We start from the raw sequence: 18,171 nt of genomic DNA, 5'->3' as shown, positions 1-18,171 counted from the left end.
CCCCGGGCCGGGGCCGGCTCAAAGGATCAGCCTACGACCGTGACCGTGTACGGCTGGTCCGTGTCCGTCGCGACCCGGACCTCGCCGCCCTTGCGGACCACTTCGTACGTGGCCGCGGGTGCGCCCGTGAGGTCGGGGACCGTCACCGTGCGGGTGAAGTCGCCGGTTCCGGCCGGGGCGAAGACGCGGAGTTCCAGGTTGTCGAGCCACTCCCCGTCCGGGCGCGAATCGTCCGCGCCCAGCGCCAGGACCGCACCCGGGCGGACCAGGACCGGCAGGCTGTCGAAGCCGTGGGTCTCGCGGCGCCACCCGGGGCCGGTGACGGTGTCGCCGGTCAGCAGGTGGGTCCAGGTGCCCTCGGGGACGTAGTACTCGACCTGGCCGTCCTCGCTGAAGACGGGCGCGACCAGGAGGTCCGGGCCGAGCAGGTACTGGCGGTCAACGGTGCGGGCGGTCGGGTCGTCGGGGAACTCCAGCAGCATCGGGCGCATCGTCGGGACGCCCGTGCGGTGGGCCTCGACGGCGGCCCCGTACAGGTAGGGCATCAGGCGGTGCTTCAGGCGGGTGAACTGCCGGGCCACGTCGACCGCTTCCTCGCCGAACTCCCACGGCACCCGGTAGGAGGAGGAGCCGTGCAGCCGGCTGTGCGAGGAGAGCAGGCCGAAGGCGAGCCAGCGCTTGAAGACCGCCGGGTCGGGGGTGCCCTCGAAGCCGCCGATGTCATGGCTCCAGAAGCCGAACCCGGACAGGCTCAGCGAGAGGCCGCCCCGCAGCGACTCGGCCATGGCACCGAAGGAGGACCAGCAGTCGCCGCCCCAGTGGACCGGGAACTGCTGGCCGCCGGCGGTCGCCGAGCGGGCGAAGAGTACGGCTTCGCCCTGGCCGCGCTCCTTCTCCAGGAGTTCGAAGACGGCCTTGTTGTACAGGTGCGTGTAGTAGTTGTGCATGCGCTCCGGGTCGGAGCCGTCGTGCCAGACGACGTCCGTGGGGATGCGCTCGCCGAAGTCGGTCTTGAAGGCGTCGACGCCCTGGTCGAGGAGTCCCTTGAGTTTGCCCTGGAACCAGGCGGTGGCCTCAGGGTCGGTGAAGTCGACCAGCGCCATGCCGGCCTGCCACTTGTCCCACTGCCAGATGTCGCCTTCGGCGGTCTCGACGAAGTAGCCCTTGCGGGCGCCCTCCTCGTACAGCGCGCCCTTCTGCGCGATGTACGGGTTGATCCAGACGCAGATCCGCAGGCCCTTCTCCTTGAGCCGGGCGATCTGGCCCACCGGGTCGGGGAAGGCGGCCGGGTCCCAGGCGAAGTCCGACCACTGGTACTCGCGCATCCAGAAGCAGTCGAAGTGGAAGACGCTGAGCGGGATTCCGCGTTCGGCCATCCCGTCGACGAAGGAGTTGACGGTCTTCTCGTCGTAGGAGGTGGTGAACGACGTGGACAGCCAGAGGCCGAACGACCAGGCCGGCGGCAGGGCCGGGCGGCCGGTGAGTGCGGTGTAGCGCGCGAGGACGTCCTTCGGCGTGGGGCCGGCGATGACGAAGTACTCGAGCGTCTGGTCCTCGACGCTGAACTGCACCTGGCCGACGGCCTCGGAGCCCACCTCGAAGGAGACCTTGCCTGGGTGGTTGACGAAGACGCCGTAGCCGCGCGAGGAGAGGTAGAACGGGATGTTCTTGTACGCCTGTTCACTGCTGGTGCCGCCGTCGGCCTGCCAGATGTCGACGGTCTGGCCGTTCTTCACGTACGGCGTGAAGCGCTCACCGAGGCCGTGGACGGTCTCGCCCACGCCGAGAGCGAGCTGGGCGACCATGTGGTGGCTGCCGTCGGGGAGGGTGGCGAACGCGCTCCCCTTGCGTCCTGCGGAGGTCAGGAGCCGGCCGTCGCCGTCGAGGAACTCCAGACCGAAGGCACCCTCGGTGGGCAGGCGTAGCGTGAGCGGGCCGCTGGTCAGCTCGGCGGTGGCACCCAGGTCGCGTGCTGTGGCGGCGGACTGAGCGGCAGCGCCCACCAGTTCGAAGTCCGGGCCCTTGCGGCGCCTGCCCGCGTGGTGGGTGAGCCGTACGGCGATGACGCCCTCGGCGGGGGCGTGGGCCTCCACGGTGATCAGCGGGGCGTTGAGGGTGTCACCGCGCCGTTCGACACGCTTGACGGCCGCGTAGGCAGCGAGACGGTCGGTGTCGAGGCGGACGTCGCGGACTTCGGTGGCGTACGAGGCGTGCACACCGCTGCGCAACTGCCAGAAGCCGTCGGTGAACTTCATGGGGGGGGTCCTTAGCCGTTCAGGAAGTGCGGGACGCCAGGGCGCCTGGGGCGAGCGCGCCAACGGGTCCTCTCGATTTTGATCGTACACAAAACAAATGTGCGCACCAGGGCCCGTACGCAACAGGAACACCCGGATTGCCCGAATAACTGGAGTGCCGACGAAGGCCGCAGATCAGACATGCTGCCGCCATGTGACCGATACGTCACGGAAACGGTATGGAAACCAACGGCCCGATGGAGTATTAGTACTGCAAGCAAACAAATTGGTCGGGCGGCTGATCCGCCGCCCGCGCCTTCGTCGACAAGAGGCTGATCAATGTCGGAACGCTTCACCCCCACCGCCGCGGACAGGTTCACCTTCGGTCTCTGGACCGTCGGCTGGCGCGGCAACGACCCGTTCGGCGACGCCACCCGTCCCGCACTCGACCCGGTCGAGTCGGTCGAGCGCCTGGCCGAGCTCGGCGCCCACGGTGTGACGTTCCACGACGACGACCTCATCCCGTTCGGCTCCTCCGACAGTGAGCGCGACGCCCACATCGCGCGCTTCAAGGAGGCACTGGAGCGCACCGGGCTCAAGGTCCCGATGGCCACCACCAACCTCTTCACGCACCCGGTGTTCAAGGACGGCGGCTTCACGTCCAACGACCGCGACGTGCGCCGCTACGCGCTGCGCAAGGTCATCCGCAACATCGACCTCGCCGCCGAGCTCGGCGCCGAGACGTATGTCGCCTGGGGCGGCCGCGAGGGCGCCGAGTCCGGCGCCGCCAAGGACGTCCGCGTGGCGCTGGACCGCATGAAGGAGGCCTTCGACCTGCTGGGCGACTACGTCACCGAGCAGGGCTACAACCTCCGCTTCGCGATCGAGCCGAAGCCGAACGAGCCCCGCGGCGACATCCTCCTGCCGACCATCGGGCACGCGCTGGCCTTCATCGAGCGCCTGGAGCGCCCGGAGCTGGTCGGCGTCAACCCGGAGACCGGCCACGAGCAGATGGCGGGCCTCAACTTCCCGCACGGCATCGCCCAGGCCCTGTGGGCGGGCAAGCTCTTCCACATCGACCTCAACGGCCAGTCCGGCATCAAGTACGACCAGGACTTCCGCTTCGGCGCGGGCGACCTGCGTCAGGCGTTCTGGCTCGTCGACCTGCTGGAGAACTCCGACTACGCGGGCCCGCTCCACTTCGACTTCAAGCCGGTGCGCACCGACGGCATCGACGGCGTCTGGGAGTCCGCGAAGAACTGCATGCGCAACTACCTGATCCTCAAGGAGCGCGCCGCGGCCTTCCGCGCCGACCCGGCCGTGCAGGAGGCCCTGACCGCCTCCCGCCTGGACGAGCTGGCCCAGCCGACCGCCGCCGACGGGCTCAAGAGCCTGCTCGCGGACCGCTCGGCGTACGAGGAGTTCGACGTGAACGCCGCCGCCGAGCGTTCGATGGCCTTCGAGGCCCTCGACCAGCTCGCGATGGAGCACCTGCTCGGCGTCCGCTGACGCACCGGGTGCCCGGCGGTCCGCCGCCGGGCACCCGGCCCGCCGCGTGCGGCCTCGCCGAATCCGTGCACGGTCTTGACGATCAGCCCGTGGGAGCGTTCCCATGGTTCGGCCACCCCCTCACGCAAGGGCACCACCGTGACTGAAATACGCCCGGACGGAACGGACCGACGCCCCAGCCGCCGCACCAGACGGATCGTCGTCCCCCTCACCGTCGTCTCCGCGATCCTCACCGGCGCCGTTCTGTCGGGATGCGGTCAGCAGCGGGACGACGACGTCTACACCGTCATGAACTCCTCGACCGACGAGTCGTACCACCGCTGGGACGGCGACACTCTCGCACGCTGCAGCAAGCAGCTCGGGATCACGATCGAGCAGCAGAGCGTGCCGGCCTCGCAGGTGATGACGAAGGCGCTGCGCATGGCGTCGTCGAAGTCACTGCCGGACGTCCTCCAGCTGGATGCCTCCGAGATGCCGACGTTCGCCGAGGCCGGCGGGCTGATCCCGCTGAAGGACCTCGGCCTGACCACGACGGACATCCCCGAGGGGATCGTCGACTTCGGCTCGTTCGACGGGAAGTACTACGGGGCCGCGCGCACCGTGAACACCCTGGCGCTGTTCTACAACAAGGACACCCTCGACAAGGCCGGCCTGAAGGTGCCCACCACCTGGGCCGAGATGCAGTCGACGGCCAAGAAGCTGACCCAGGGCAAGCGCTACGGTCTGGCGCTCAGCGCGGGCGGCGCGGAGGACGGTGTCTTCCAGTTCACCCCGTTCATGTGGTCCAACGGCGGTGACGAGTCGAAGCTCGACACCCCCGAGGTCGCCGGTGCGCTGGACTACTGGAAGGCGCTCCTGAAGGACGGCTCGCTCTCCAAGTCCACGGTCAACTGGACCCAGGCCGACGTCAACGACCAGTTCATGGCGGGCAACGCCGCCATGATGATCAACGGCCCGTGGCAGGTCGAGACCCTCAACGCCAAGAAGGGTCTCGACTGGGGCATCGCCGAGATCCCCGTCCCCGAGGCGGGCGACGACTCGGTCGGTCCGCTGGGCGGCGGTGTGCTGACGGTGCCCAACACCGGTGACAGTGAGCGCGAGAGGACGGCCGCCAAGATCATCGGCTGCATGGCGGGTGAGCAGGAGCAGATCACGTACGCCCTGAACAGCTGGATGGTCCCGGCGAACGCCGAGGCGGCCGCGGTCTGGCGTACGAAGGCCCCGGAGCTGGCGGCCCTCGCCGGTCAGGTCTCGACGGCCCGTTCCCGTACCGCCAAGGTCGGCGCGCAGTGGTCGTCCGTGTCGCTCGCCCTGCAGAGCGCCTTCCAGTCCGCCCTCACCGGCGAGTCCAGCGAGGCCGCTCTGAAGCGTGCCCAGCAGCAGGTCACGAGCGGGAACTGAGGTACCGAACCATGTCATCCACCACAGCCTCCGCCGCCGCTCCGCACGCCGAACCGAAAGCCCCTGCGGCCGGAACGGCCAAGAAGCCCGTGAGCCCGCAGCGCGCCAAGCGCCGCAGGCAGCTCGCCCAGTGGGGCTTCATCGCCCCCGCCGTGATCTTCATGGCGCTGTTCTTCGGCTACCCGCTCGTCCGCAACATCGTGATGAGCTTCCAGGACTACTCACCGTCCACGTTCTTCACCGGTGAGGCGCCGTTCAACGGCACGGACAACTGGAGCAACGTCTTCGACGACGGGCTGTTCGGCAAGGCCCTGTGGCAGACGATCCTCTTCACCGTCGGATCACTCGTCGGCCAGTTCTGCATCGGGCTCGCCCTCGCGGTCTTCTTCAGCCGCCGCTTCCCGCTGAACGGGGTCCTGCGCTCCCTGATCCTGCTGCCGTGGCTGGTCCCGATGGTCGTCTCCGGCATCGTCTGGCGGCGCATCTTCGACCAGGACACCGGCGTCCTCAACTCCTTCCTGGGCACCATCGGCCTCAGTGGCGACACGCCCTGGCTGACCAGCACGAGCATGGCGCTCGTGTCCGTGATCCTGGTGAACATCTGGATCGGCATCCCGTTCAACATGGTGATCCTCTACGGCGGCCTCCAGGAAGTCCCCAAGGAACTGCACGAGGCGGCCTCGCTCGACGGCGCCTCCGCCTGGCGCACCTTCCGCTCGGTGACCCTGCCGATGCTCAAGCCCGTCATCACGGTGGTGCTGGTGCTCGGCTTCATGTCGACGGTCAAGATCCTCGACCTGGTCCTCGCCCTCACCGACGGCGGACCCGCCGACTCCACGCAGACGCTCGGCACGCTCACGTACCAGAACTCCTTCGTCCAGATGGACTTCGGGGCCGGTGCCGTGGTCGGCAACATCCTGATCCTGATCTCCGCCGTCTTCGCCGTGTTCTACCTGCGGGTCAACCGCAACGAGGGGAAGTGACCGGCATGGCGACCACCACCCAGATCCCCGCCGCCCCGGCTCCCGCCATCCACCGGCCCGAGCGTCGCTGGGGTGCGACCGTGTTCGGCGTCGTCGTCCTCGCCGTCATGCTGTTCCCGCTGTACTGGATGGTCAACACCGCCCTCCAGCCGGACGCGAGCCTGGTCGACGTGGCCCCGGTGCCCACGGGCATCGACTTCTCCGGCTTCACCTCGGCCATCACCGACCAGGGCACGAACCTGCTGACCTCGCTGGCCGTCGCGCTCGGCGCCGTGGCCATCTGTCTGGCGATCTCGGCGCCCGCCGCCTACGGGCTGGCGCAGTTCAAGCTGCGCGGCAGCAGGACGATCGTCTTCGGGACGCTCATCACCCAGATGGTGCCGGGCATCGTCATCGCCAACGCCCTGTACAGCGCGTACGTGGACCTCGGCCTGGTCAACTCCTACTTCGGCCTGATGCTGGCGGACGCCTCGCTGGGCATCCCGTTCGCGATCGTGCTGATGCGCTCGTTCATGGTGTCCATCCCGCGCGAGGTCATCGAGGCCGCCGAGGTCGACGGCGCGGGCCGCATCCGCACGTTCATCCAGGTCGTCCTGCCGATGAGCCGCAACTCCCTGATCACGGCAGGGCTGTTCTCGTTCCTGTACGCGTGGAGCGACTTCATGTTCGCGCTCACGCTGAACACGACGGACGACGTCAAGCCGATCACGCTCGGCATCTACCAGTACATCGGGGCCCACGTCGGCGACTGGGGTTCGGTCATGGCCGCGTCCGTGCTCTCCGCGGTGCCCGCCGCGGTCCTCCTCGTCCTGTCCCAGAAGTACATCGCCGCCGGAATCACCGGTGGCTCGGTCAAGTAAGGGTTTCCATGAGTGACTTCCCTGTCTTCCCGCCCGGCTTCGTCTTCGGCGCGGCCACGGCCTCGTACCAGATCGAGGGCGCCGTGGAGGAAGACGGCCGCGGCCCGTCCATCTGGGACACCTACAGCCACACGCCCGGCAGGACCGACGGCGGCGACACGGGTGACGTCGCCTGCGACCACTACCATCGCTACCCGCAGGACGTGGCGCTGCTGCGCGAGCTGGGCGTGGACTCGTACCGCTTCTCGATCGCCTGGTCCCGCATCCAGGCCGAGGGCAGCGGGGCGGTCAACCCCAAGGGGCTGGACTTCTACTCCCGGCTCGTCGACTCGCTCCTGGAGGCGGGCATCGAGCCGGCCGCCACCCTGTACCACTGGGACCTGCCGCAGGCCCTGGAGGACCGGGGCGGCTGGCGGGTACGGGAGACGGCGGAGCGCTTCGGCGAGTACACCGCGATCATGGCCGAGCACCTGGGCGACCGGGTACCGCGCTGGATCACCCTCAACGAGCCGTGGTGCAGCGCGTTCCTCGGCTACTCCGTGGGACGGCACGCGCCGGGCGCGCAGGAGGGCCGCGGGGCACTGGCCGCCGCGCACCACCTGCTGGTCGGCCACGGCCACGCGATGAACGCGCTGCGTGCGGCGGGGGTCCGCGAGGCGGGCATCACCCTCAACCTGGACCGCAACGTCCCGGCCACCGAGTCGGACGCCGACCTCGCCGCCGTCGTCCGCGCCGACACCCAGCACAACCTGGTGTGGACGGAACCGCTCCTGGCGGGCCGCTACCCGGTCACCGAGGAGGAGACCTGGGGCGAGCTGATCACCGGTCAGGACTTCCGCCGCGAGGGCGACCTGGAGCTGATCTCCCGGCCGATGGACTTCCTGGGCATCAACTACTACCGGCCGATCGTGATCGCCGCCGCCCCGCACCGCGAGCCGGACCCGGCGCTGCGCGTCGCCACGGACAACCGGTACGCGGAGGGGAGCTACCCGGACGTCCGCAGGACCGCGATGAACTGGCCGGTCGTCCCGCAGTCCTTCACCGACCTGCTGACCGTCCTGAAGCAGACGTACAGCGACGCCCTGCCGCCGGTGCACATCACGGAGAACGGCTCGGCGGAGTTCGACAGCGTCGAGGCGGACGGTTCCGTCCACGACTCGGACCGGGTGGAGTACCTGCGCGGCCATCTGACGGCGCTGCGGGCTGCCATGGACGCCGGTGTCGACGTACAGGGCTACTACGTCTGGTCGCTGCTGGACAACTTCGAGTGGGCGCTGGGCTATGCGAAGCGGTTCGGGATCATCCGGGTCGACTACGACACCCTGGAGCGCACGCCCAAGGACAGCTACCGCTGGTACCAGCAGCTGATCGCGGCGCACAAGGCCTGATCATCACCTCACACCGGGGGCGTACGCGTGCGGGAATGCGTGTACGCCCCCGGCCGTGTGCGTGCGTGGCGCGCCCCCGGCGCACCCGCGCGGCGTCAGTCCCGGCCCACGTCCGAGGACAGCGCGTCCCGCAGGTTCGCGATCGCGTCGGCCGGCAGGAGATGGCCCTCCCGTACCGCACGGGCGTCGGCCGCCGCGACCCGCGCCGCGTAGCCGGCGTGCGTGGGATACAGCCGGTCCACCTGCTCCCCGGTGAACGGCACATGGGTCCCGAACAGCACGCAGAACGTCTCTCCCGTGTTGTCCCCCGTGTTCAGGGCGGTGGGAACCTCGACCTGCGAGAGCCTGATACCGCCCCGGGCCAGTCCGAGGGAGTCCCGGGCCTTGGTGCCGTCGGGAGCGAACTCCAGGGGAGGCGCGGCCGGCGGGAGCACGCCGTGCTCGACCCAGCGCTCCAGGTGCGTGTAGGCGGCTGCGATCACGTGGTGCAGCGGCACCTCGCTGTACGGAGGCCGGGCGCAGGAGAACGTCGGCGCCGCACCCAGGTCACGGGTGAGCAGCGGCTCGCGGTAGGCCTGCCCGTACCGGCCGGAGTGCGCGGCCCCGGACACCTCCCACCGTCGGTAGCCGTTGTCGTCGTCCCGCCTGAGGGGGGTGCGTACATCGGTCTCCGACAGCACGTGGAACACCGGCTCGCCGCCCTTGCGGGTGGGTGCGGGGCCGACGACGAAGCCGTACCCGTCGAACACCGGCTCGGTCCGGGGCAGCACCCGGTCGTAGTAGACCGTCATGCGGCCCGCCGACTGCGACGCCCCGATCCCCAGCAGTGTGCGCGCCCGGAGCGGTCCGAGCACCTTTCCGGTCCCCGCGCGCAGCGCCGCGGCCGCCTGCGCGTACACGTCGTACGACATCTCGTCGGCCGTGAAGCGCCCCTGTCCGGTCACGTCGAGGCGTCCGTAGCGCGCGGGGCTCCACCCACGTAGTTGCTCGACGCCGACGCGCTGGGCAGACACTCCCACCCAGGCGTATCCGGCGCGGGTGATCTGGTCGGGCGCCCACAGGGCGTCCAGGTCGTAGCCGCCGCTGACGTTCTGCCACTCCGTCAGCACCGTGCCGTTGAACCGCGCCGGATTGGCCGGCCGCCGCACGACGATGCGGGTCGTGTACGGCACGTCGTCCGCGGCCTTCTCCCCGTCGGGGGTGTAGGCGTCCGCCCGCCCCGACAGGTAGAACTCCTGCTCGACGTAACCGGCCTGGGCGAGTCCGGGCGCGGAGAGCCAGGGATAGGTGTCGGCCACGTCGTGTGCCTTCGGGTCCCCGGGCAGGGAGCCGGCGACCGGGCCGCTCACGCGTGGTTCCGCCGTGCTGACGCGGCGGGCCGCCGGGTCCGCGGCCTCGGCGGGCAGGGCCGTCGCCGTCGCACCCGTGCCCAGAACGACAGTGGCCAGGGAGACCACCACCAGCCGTAAGGTTGTGCGCCACATGATCATGAGCACGCCTCTCTCCTGCCGGCGGGCCGTCCGCCCGCCCTCACCCCCGACGGTGCCCGGGGACCGGCGAGCGCGCACCGGCGAAACCACCGGCCGCGTGAATCGGCCGCGGGCGCCTACGCGGACGGGAGCGGGCGCGCGATCACGGGTCAACGCGCCGCGTACGCGGCCGGGTTCGCCATGACGTCGTGCACCACGCGCGCGGCGGCGCCCCGCGCCGCGTCGCCGGAGACGGACGAGGCCCGCAGCCGGCTGCCGTTCTCGTGCCAGCGGCCCGACACCACCCGCGCGGTGAGCTGGGCGTCCGCCGACTCCTCCAGCCAGGGCATCAGGTTCCGGTAGATCCCGCCCAGGACGACCGCCTCCGGGTCGAAGAGGTTCACCGCACCGGCGAGCACCACACCCATCCGGTCCCCGGCCGTCCGCAGCGCCTGAACGGCCCGCGTCTCCCCGGCCGCGGCCCGCTGCTCCAGCTCGCCGAGCCCCCGGATCCCCGTGTCCGGGTCGATCCCGGCGGCCTCCAGCAGCGCCGCCCGGCCCGCGTACTGCTCCAGGCAGCCGCGCGCCCCGCACCGGCACAGCGGGCCCTGCGGATCGACGACCATGTGCCCGATCTCGCCCGCGAACCCGTGGGCGCCGCGCAGCATTTCGCCGTTGAGCACGAGGGCTCCGCCGACGCCGATCTCACCGGTGAGATAGAGGAAGGTGCGTACCCCGCCGAGCCCGCCGAACCAGAGCTCGGCCAGGGCCGCGAGATTGGCCTCGTTGTCGGAGCCCACGGCCAGGGCCCGCCCGGCGGGGCGCAGTGTGCTGAGTGCCTGTCCGAAGATGCCCTCGGCCGCGACCCGGTTCCAGCCGAGGTTGGGGGCCTGGCGGACCACGCCGCCGGAGACCAGGCCGGGCAGGGCCAGTTCGACGCCGACGACGCGCAGTTCCTGCTCGCGGGTGGAGCCGATGACCCGGTTGGTGAGCCTGGCCGCATGGGCCAGCACGTCGGCGGCCGGGACGCCCCGGTGGTCGGTGTGCTCGGTGACGCGGACCCGGTCGGTGCCCGTGAGGTCGACGGCGCACACCGACACGTAGTCGATGTTGATCTCCACGCCGAGGCCCGCCGGACCGGTCCGGGACAGCTTCAGCACGGTGCCGGGGCGCCCGGCCGCCCCGCTGGAGGTCTTGCCGGACTCGCTGAGGCAGTCCAGTGCGAGCAGTTCCTCGACGAGCGAGGAGACGGCGGCCCTGGTGAGCCCGACGAGGCTCGCCACCTTGGCCCGGGTGACCTCGCCCTCGTCGCGCACGGTCCGCAGGACCAGGCTCAGGTTGTGCCGCCGCACGGACTCGTGCCCGGCCTTGGCAGCGGGCGAGGTGAGGGTGTTCTTCATCTGACCTTCGAGCCTAACGGCGAAGGGCCGCACCCCGGGGGTGCGGCCCTCGCTCACTTCTCGGTGCGTCTACTTGCGGATCAGGCTGCGGAGCACGTACTGCAGGATGCCGCCGTTGCGGTAGTAGTCCGCCTCGCCGGGGGTGTCGATGCGGACGACGCCGTCGAACTCCACACCGGTGTCGGTGGTGACCTTGACCGTGCGCGGCGTGGTGCCGTTGTTCAGCTCGGTCACACCGGTGAAGGAGAAGCTCTCCTCGCCGGTCAGGCCGAGGGACTCGGCGGTGTGGCCCTCCGGGAACTGCAGCGGGAGGACGCCCATGCCGATGAGGTTCGAGCGGTGGATGCGCTCGTAGGACTCGGCGATGACGGCCTTGACGCCCAGGAGCGCGGTGCCCTTGGCCGCCCAGTCGCGGGACGAGCCGGAGCCGTACTCCTTGCCCGCCAGGATGACGAGCGGGGTGCCCGCGGCCTGGTAGTTCTGGGAGGCGTCGTAGATGAACGACACGGGGCCGTCGGCCTGGGTGAAGTCGCGGGTGAAGCCGCCCTCGGTGCCCGGCGCGATCTGGTTGCGCAGGCGGATGTTGGCGAACGTGCCGCGGATCATGACCTCGTGGTTACCACGGCGCGAGCCGTAGGAGTTGAAGTCACGGCGCTCGATGCCGTGCTCCGTGAGGTACTTGCCGGCCGGGGTGTCGGCCTTGATCGCACCGGCCGGGGAGATGTGGTCGGTGGTGACCGAGTCGCCCAGCTTGGCGAGCACCCGGGCGCCGGTGATGTCCTCGACCGGGGTCGTCTCCATCGTCATGCCCTCGAAGTACGGGGGCTTGCGCACGTAGGTGGACTCGGAGTCCCACTCGAAGGTGTTGCCGGTCGGGATCGACAGCGCCTGCCACTGGGCATCGCCCGCGAAGACGTCCTGGTAGGACTTGTTGAACATGTCCTCGCCGATGGAGTTGGCGACGACGTCGTTCACCTCGGCCTCGGAGGGCCAGATGTCCTGGAGGAAGACGGGCTTGCCGTCCTGGTCGACGCCGAGGGCGTCCTTGGTGATGTCGACCTTCATCGAACCGGCGATGGCGTACGCGACGACCAGCGGCGGGGACGCCAGGTAGTTCATCTTGACGTCCGGGTTGATCCGGCCCTCGAAGTTACGGTTGCCGGAGAGCACCGAGGTGACGGCCAGGTCGTGCTCGTTGACCGCCTTGGAGACCTCTTCCGGCAGGGGGCCGGAGTTGCCGATGCAGGTGGTGCAGCCGTAACCGACGAGGTTGAAGCCGACCTTGTCGAGGTACGGGGTCAGGCCCGCCTTGTCGAAGTAGTCGGTGACGACCTTGGAGCCCGGGGCGAGGGTGGTCTTGACCCACGGCTTGCGGGTCAGGCCCTTCTCGACCGCCTTCTTCGCCACGAGCGCCGCGGCGACCATGACGTACGGGTTCGAGGTGTTGGTGCAGGAGGTGATCGCGGCGACGGTGACGGCGCCGTGGTCGATCTCGTACGTGGTGCCGTCGGGGGCCGTGACCGTGACCGGGTTCGACGGGACACCGTTGGCGGTGGCCGGGGAGTCGGAGGCCGGGAAGGACTCCTTGCCCGCCTCCTCGTCGTCGGCGACGTAGTTGCGCACGTCCTGGGCGAACTGCGCCTTGGCGTTCGCGAGGACGATGCGGTCCTGCGGGCGCTTCGGGCCGGCGATGGAGGGGACGACCGTGGAGAGGTCGAGCTCCAGCTTCTCGGAGAAGTCCGGCTCGGCGGCCGGGTCCAGCCAGAGGCCCTGCTCCTTGGCGTACGCCTCGACGAGCGCGACCTGCTGCGCGTCGCGGCCGGTCAGGCGCAGGTACTTCAGCGTCTCGTCGTCGATCGGGAAGATCGCGGCGGTGGAGCCGAACTCCGGCGACATGTTGCCGATGGTGGCGCGGTTCGCGAGGGAGGTGGCGGCGACGCCCTCACCGTAGAACTCGACGAACTTGCCGACGACGCCGTGCTTGCGGAGCATCTCGGTGATGGTCAGCACGAGGTCGGTGGCGGTGGTGCCGGCCGGGAGCTCGCCGGTCAGCTTGAAGCCGACGACGCGCGGGATGAGCATGGAGACCGGCTGGCCGAGCATCGCGGCCTCGGCCTCGATGCCGCCGACGCCCCAGCCCAGCACGCCGAGGCCGTTGACCATCGTGGTGTGCGAGTCGGTGCCGACGAGGGTGTCGGGGTAGGCCTGGCCGTTGCGGACCATGACCGTGCGCGCCAGGTGCTCGATGTTCACCTGGTGGACGATTCCGGTGCCCGGGGGGACGACCTTGAACTCGTCGAAGGCGGTCTGGCCCCAGCGCAGGAACTGGTAGCGCTCCTTGTTGCGGCCGTACTCCAGCTCGACGTTCTGCGCGAACGCATCGTTGGTGCCGAACTTGTCGGCGATGACGGAGTGGTCGATGACCAGCTCGGCCGGGGCCAGCGGGTTGATCTTCGCCGGGTCGCCGCCGAGCTCCTTCACGGCCTCACGCATGGTGGCGAGGTCCACGACACACGGAACGCCGGTGAAGTCCTGCATGATCACGCGGGCCGGCGTGAACTGGATCTCCTGGCTGGGCTGGGCCTGCGAGTCCCATCCGCCGAGCGCCCGGATGTGGTCGGCGGTGATGTTCGCGCCGTCCTCGGTACGGAGCAGGTTCTCCAGCAGCACCTTCAGGCTGTAAGGGAGGCGCGCGGAGCCCTCGACCTTGTCCAGCTTGAAGATCTCGTACGACTCGTCGCCCACGCGCAGCGTGCTGCGGGCGTCGAAGCTGTTCGCCGACACGACAGTCTCCTTCTTCAATGTGCGCGTTCAACCGCGCCGCGCCTCATGTGCGGCCGGCGCCGCCTACGGCCCCCACCATCCGCTAAGGTAAGGATTAGTTAGGTAACCCTTACCGGCGGCGACTGCGGTGCGCCTCGGCAGATATCTCGATGTCGAGATAACTCTAGTACATCGCCGCCGCGCGGTCATGCCCGGGCGCCCGTGACCGCTGTCATCCCCTCGAGGCGTTTGACAGCGAACCCGGTCGTCGCGGCTCCTTGCCGGCGAACCCAGGCGTACGAGGTGGCTCAATCGGGGGTGCCGAGTGGGCGTACCCGTCGAGGTGGATCTTGCCAAGCCGTACGTCGAGCTGTCGTACGTGGATGCTGTACGCGAGCCTCGATGGCGTCCGCTGCTGGACCGGGTGACGGCCCGGTCCGAGATCACCCGCCTGGCCTGCGACCAGGCGGGGTGGGGGTTCGAGCGGGTCGGAGTGCCGGATGCGGTGCTTCTGGCGGATGTTCCGGCTTGAGACGCTGCCCGGCTTGTTCCCTCTCCTCCGGCTCCAGGAAGTGGCCACCGAGGGGCCGGCGGTCGAACTGCTGGGGCCGTCCACCATCGTGCGCCTGGCGGGCCGAGGTGGACGGTGACAGGGAAAGAGCGACGGGTGCCTCCGACGGGCAGTATCGCGGAATCTGTTCCTCGAAGGTCCGGGCCGGTCAGTTCTGCAGGGCGGCCGTGAACTTCTCGCGGTGCTCCGCCAGCCAGCTTTGCACCCGGTCCCAGCGTTCCCATCCACCGCGCTCGGCCAGCGCCTGGAGATAGACGGGGTCACCGTCAGCCACGCGGCGGGCGACGAAGGCCCGGCAGACCTCGGTGGCCTGCTCGATGACGCCGGCCAGCCCGCCACGGTCCTGCGGCGAGAGGCCGTAGCTGTCGGCGAGGATCCGCAGCCGCGTGGGCGCATCCAGCCCGGAGGGGTAGACGGCGGCTGCGGATGAAGGATCGACCAGGGGAACCCAGTAGCGGGCGGTCATGGCGACGTCCCAGAGGGGACGGCCCGGGGCTGCCAGGTCGAAATCGATCAGGGCAGCGGCACGACCTTCGCGGAACACGACGTTTTCCGGGCACACGTCGTTGTGGCACAGCATCGTTCCCCCCTCCGGGTCGGCCAGGTCCCCAGGCCACCCGGTACGGATGTCGACGGCGACGGCCGCGCTGGTCTCGTGCAGGTGCCGCAGCAGACTCCCCACCGACTCCAGGGCGTTCTTCGTCATCGCCCAGTCCGGGAACGGCGGCAGAGCCACGTCGCCGGGGATGAAGGTCAGCTGTTCACGGCCGTCCTCGGTGAAGCCGGCAGGGGTCGGCGCCGCGTCGAAGCCGTGCTCCTTCAGCGCAAGGAGGTAGGTATGCAGGGCGTGCGCGTTGCGCGGCGCCGGGCGCTCCACCAGCGCACCACGGCGAAAGACCGCCCCTGCGTTCGCCATGCCGCCGACCAGCGACTCGCCCTCAGCCGTCATGACGATGACGCTACCGCCACATCGATCCCGCGCGGGCCGGCCCTCACTGCACGAGGCCTCCAACTGGACCGTACCGGCCCCGCTGACCAGCGCGTTGCGCGGGCCGACCTGATGGAGAGGCACGCCACCCCGGGCAGCGCGAGGCACTCCCGACCGGAGCGCGCTCACACCACAGGCATGGACGGCCGACTTCGGGATACCCGTACTCCTGACGACAGAGGAGGCGCAGATGCCGCTCACATTCCGCAAGAGCTTCCAGATCCTTCCGGGCGTCCGGCTGAACATCAACCGTCGTTCATGGTCCGTCACGACCGGCGGCCGGCACGGACCGAAGCGCACCACCAGCAGCACCGGCCGGCGCACCACGTCGATGGACCTGCCGGGCCCCTTCGGCTGGCGGAAGACCACCACCCGCCGCCGCGGCTGAGCGCTCACCCGTTCGGCCGAGCCCCGCGTGCCGGACCGCATGGCGCGAACGACCGTGTAGACGGGCGTCCGCCTGCGGTCCGGCACCGTTCGGCACGCCGCCGGCCCCGTCGGCGCACCACCCGGAACCGCCCGGGGCGCCCGTCCGGCACCCGACGTCCACTCCAACCCCACACCCCCCGCACGATCTTCATCTCATATGTGAGATAGCGTGCAGCCATGGAAGACGACTACCTCGCACGTATCGGCAAGCTCATCCGTGACGCCCGCCAGCACCGTGGCTGGACACAGACTCAGCTTGCCGAGGCGCTCGCCACCAGCCAGAGCGCCGTCAACCGCATCGAGCGCGGCAACCAGAACATCAGCCTTGAGATGATCGCCCGCATCGGTGAAGCCCTCGACAGCGAGATCGTGTCGCTCGGCTACGCCGGGCCCATGCACCTGCGGGTCGTCGGTGGACGCCGGCTCTCCGGCTCCATCGACGTCAAGACGAGCAAGAACGCCTGCGTCGCACTGCTCTGCGCCTCGCTGCTCAACAAGGGCCGCACCGTACTGCGCCGGGTGGCCCGCATCGAGGAGGTCTTCCGACTCCTGGAGGTACTCAACTCCATCGGCGTGCGCGCCCGCTGGGTCAACGACGGCGTCGACCTCGAGATCCAGCCGCCCGCACGCCTCGACCTGGAGGCCATCGACGCGGACGCCGCGCGCCGGACCCGGTCGATCATCATGTTCCTCGGCCCGCTCCTGCACCGCATGGACCGCTTCACGCTGCCGTACGCGGGCGGCTGCGACCTCGGTACGCGGACGATCGAGCCGCACATGATCGCGCTGCGCCGCTTCGGCCTGGACATCGCGGCGACCGACGGCCTCTACCACGCGCAGGTCGACCACGAGGTCAGGCCCGACCGCCCCATCGTGCTGACCGAACGCGGCGACACCGTGACCGAGAACGCGCTGCTGGCCGCCGCCCGGCACGACGGCACGACCGTCATCCGCAACGCCTCCTCCAACTACATGGTCCAGGACCTGTGCTTCTTCCTGGAGGCGCTGGGCGTACGCGTGGACGGGGTCGGGACGACGACCCTCACCGTGCACGGCGTACCGGAGATCGACGTGGACGTCGACTACTCCCCCTCCGAGGACCCGGTCGAGGCGATGAGCCTGCTGGCCGCCGCGGTGGTCACGGAGTCCGAGCTGACGATCCGCCGGGTCCCGATCGAGTTCCTGGAGATCGAGCTCGCGGTCCTGGAGGAGATGGGCGTCGACTGCGACCGCACGACGGAGTACGCAGCCGACAACGGCCGCACCAGGCTGGTGGACCTCACGGTCCGGCCCTCCAAGCTGGAGGCGCCCATCGACAAGATCCACCCGATGCCGTTCCCCGGGCTGAACATCGACAACGTGCCGTTCTTCGCGGCCATCGCCGCCTCCGCGCACGGCAAGACCCTGATCCACGACTGGGTCTACGACAACCGCGCGATCTACCTCACGGACCTCAACCGCCTCGGCGGCCGACTGCAACTCCTGGACCCGCACCGGGTCCTGGTCGAGGGCCCGACCCGCTGGCGCGCCGCAGAGATGATGTGCCCGCCGGCGCTGCGGCCGGCGGTGGTGGTGCTGCTGGCGATGATGGCGGCCGAGGGCACGTCCGTACTGCGCAACGTGTACGTGATCAACCGCGGATACGAGGAGCTGGCGGAGCGGCTCAACTCGGTGGGTGCGCAGATCGAGATCTTCCGGGACATCTGAGCAGGCCTGCCCGAACGGTCCACCGCACCCTGCCTGACCTACATGTGTACAGGTCAAGCAGGGTGCGGTGGCACTCGTGGGACCCTTCAGCGACTTCTCGCCCGAGGCCGGGAGTTTCCGTCCTGACGTGTGATCCCGCTCCAACGTCCCGCGGTATCACCCGAATCCTCGGTGGGCCGGTACAGGCCGACGCTGCCTCCGCGGTCGTCTTCGTGACCACCTCGGGCTGTACGTGGGGGCAGCTTGTGCAATCGGGGCGTCGCGTGAGCACCGGAAGCGGGCTGCTACGCCGCGAACCACCTGCGTATCGGATGCGCCGAGCCGGCCGGGGGCACGCCGACCGGGAGCCGCACCCATGGACCACCCCGGCTCGGGACGTGATTTCCGTGCGCACGGTTCTGTCTGACATGCACGTTTCGTACGTATATGCGAATCTGGAGGTGCCCCATCGTTCAGGACGATGGCAGGA

The 18,171-nt window shown here is 69.8% G+C and carries 13 protein-coding genes; 8 read left to right on the top strand and 5 right to left on the bottom strand.

The window, feature by feature from the left end; translation table 11 throughout:
- Positions 1-26: 26 nt before the first annotated feature.
- A complete protein-coding gene (yicI, locus tag ACFQ6X_RS05525; protein WP_383176325.1) occupies positions 27-2,255 on the bottom strand; it encodes an alpha-xylosidase in 2,229 nt (742 codons plus the stop codon).
- Positions 2,256-2,573: 318 nt separating this feature from the next.
- Between yicI and xylA the strand changes: the two genes are divergently transcribed.
- The 5 genes from xylA to ACFQ6X_RS05500 all read left to right on the top strand — a co-directional run bounded on the left by xylA (position 2,574) and on the right by ACFQ6X_RS05500 (position 8,375).
- Positions 2,574-3,743 carry a xylose isomerase gene (xylA, locus tag ACFQ6X_RS05520; protein ID WP_383176321.1) on the top strand — a complete coding sequence of 390 codons (1,170 nt, stop codon included), beginning with the start codon at positions 2,574-2,576 and terminating at the stop codon, positions 3,741-3,743.
- Between the two features lie 138 nt (positions 3,744-3,881).
- Positions 3,882-5,144, top strand: a complete 1,263-nt coding sequence (locus ACFQ6X_RS05515; RefSeq protein WP_383176318.1) for an ABC transporter substrate-binding protein — start codon at positions 3,882-3,884, stop codon at positions 5,142-5,144.
- 11 nt (positions 5,145-5,155) lie between these two features.
- A complete protein-coding gene (locus ACFQ6X_RS05510) occupies positions 5,156-6,127 on the top strand; it encodes a carbohydrate ABC transporter permease (protein WP_383176315.1) in 972 nt (323 codons plus the stop codon).
- A 5-nt stretch (positions 6,128-6,132) separates the two neighbouring features.
- Positions 6,133-6,987, top strand: coding sequence for a carbohydrate ABC transporter permease (locus ACFQ6X_RS05505; protein ID WP_383176312.1), 855 nt, complete (start codon positions 6,133-6,135; stop codon positions 6,985-6,987).
- A gap of 8 nt (positions 6,988-6,995) precedes the next feature.
- The gene (locus tag ACFQ6X_RS05500; protein WP_383176309.1) at positions 6,996-8,375 is read left to right on the top strand and encodes a GH1 family beta-glucosidase; all 1,380 of its coding nucleotides are present in this window, start codon (positions 6,996-6,998) and stop codon (positions 8,373-8,375) included.
- A gap of 95 nt (positions 8,376-8,470) precedes the next feature.
- Here the strand turns inward: ACFQ6X_RS05500 and ACFQ6X_RS05495 are convergent, their stop codons facing one another.
- The 3 genes from ACFQ6X_RS05495 to acnA all read right to left on the bottom strand — a co-directional run bounded on the left by ACFQ6X_RS05495 (position 8,471) and on the right by acnA (position 14,028).
- Complete coding sequence (locus ACFQ6X_RS05495; protein WP_383176306.1) at positions 8,471-9,859, bottom strand: alpha/beta hydrolase domain-containing protein; 1,389 nt, start codon at positions 9,857-9,859, stop codon at positions 8,471-8,473.
- 155 nt (positions 9,860-10,014) lie between these two features.
- Positions 10,015-11,244 carry an ROK family protein gene (locus ACFQ6X_RS05490; protein ID WP_383176303.1) on the bottom strand — a complete coding sequence of 410 codons (1,230 nt, stop codon included), beginning with the start codon at positions 11,242-11,244 and terminating at the stop codon, positions 10,015-10,017.
- Positions 11,245-11,313: 69 nt separating this feature from the next.
- Positions 11,314-14,028 carry an aconitate hydratase AcnA gene (acnA, locus tag ACFQ6X_RS05485; RefSeq protein ID WP_383176300.1) on the bottom strand — a complete coding sequence of 905 codons (2,715 nt, stop codon included), beginning with the start codon at positions 14,026-14,028 and terminating at the stop codon, positions 11,314-11,316.
- Positions 14,029-14,332: 304 nt separating this feature from the next.
- Here acnA and ACFQ6X_RS05480 point away from each other — a divergent pair, with 304 nt between their 5' ends.
- On the top strand, positions 14,333-14,539 hold the full coding sequence (locus ACFQ6X_RS05480) for a hypothetical protein (RefSeq protein ID WP_383176297.1): 207 nt from the start codon (positions 14,333-14,335) through the stop codon (positions 14,537-14,539).
- Between the two features lie 187 nt (positions 14,540-14,726).
- On the opposite strand, the gene ACFQ6X_RS05475 is transcribed toward ACFQ6X_RS05480, so the two are convergent.
- Positions 14,727-15,527, bottom strand: a complete 801-nt coding sequence (locus tag ACFQ6X_RS05475) for an aminoglycoside phosphotransferase family protein (protein ID WP_383176294.1) — start codon at positions 15,525-15,527, stop codon at positions 14,727-14,729.
- Positions 15,528-15,756: 229 nt separating this feature from the next.
- Between ACFQ6X_RS05475 and ACFQ6X_RS05470 the strand changes: the two genes are divergently transcribed.
- Positions 15,757-15,954: a DUF4236 domain-containing protein gene (locus ACFQ6X_RS05470; protein WP_383176291.1), complete on the top strand. Its 198-nt coding sequence runs from the start codon at positions 15,757-15,759 to the stop codon at positions 15,952-15,954.
- Positions 15,955-16,172: 218 nt separating this feature from the next.
- Positions 16,173-17,702, top strand: a complete 1,530-nt coding sequence (locus tag ACFQ6X_RS05465; protein ID WP_383176288.1) for a helix-turn-helix domain-containing protein — start codon at positions 16,173-16,175, stop codon at positions 17,700-17,702.
- The last annotated feature ends 469 nt before the right edge of the window (positions 17,703-18,171 follow it).

Source organism: Streptomyces sp. NPDC056452, from assembly GCF_042796085.1.
Lineage (GTDB): Bacteria > Actinomycetota > Actinomycetes > Streptomycetales > Streptomycetaceae > Streptomyces.
This window is presented reverse-complemented; position numbering and strand designations above follow the sequence as displayed.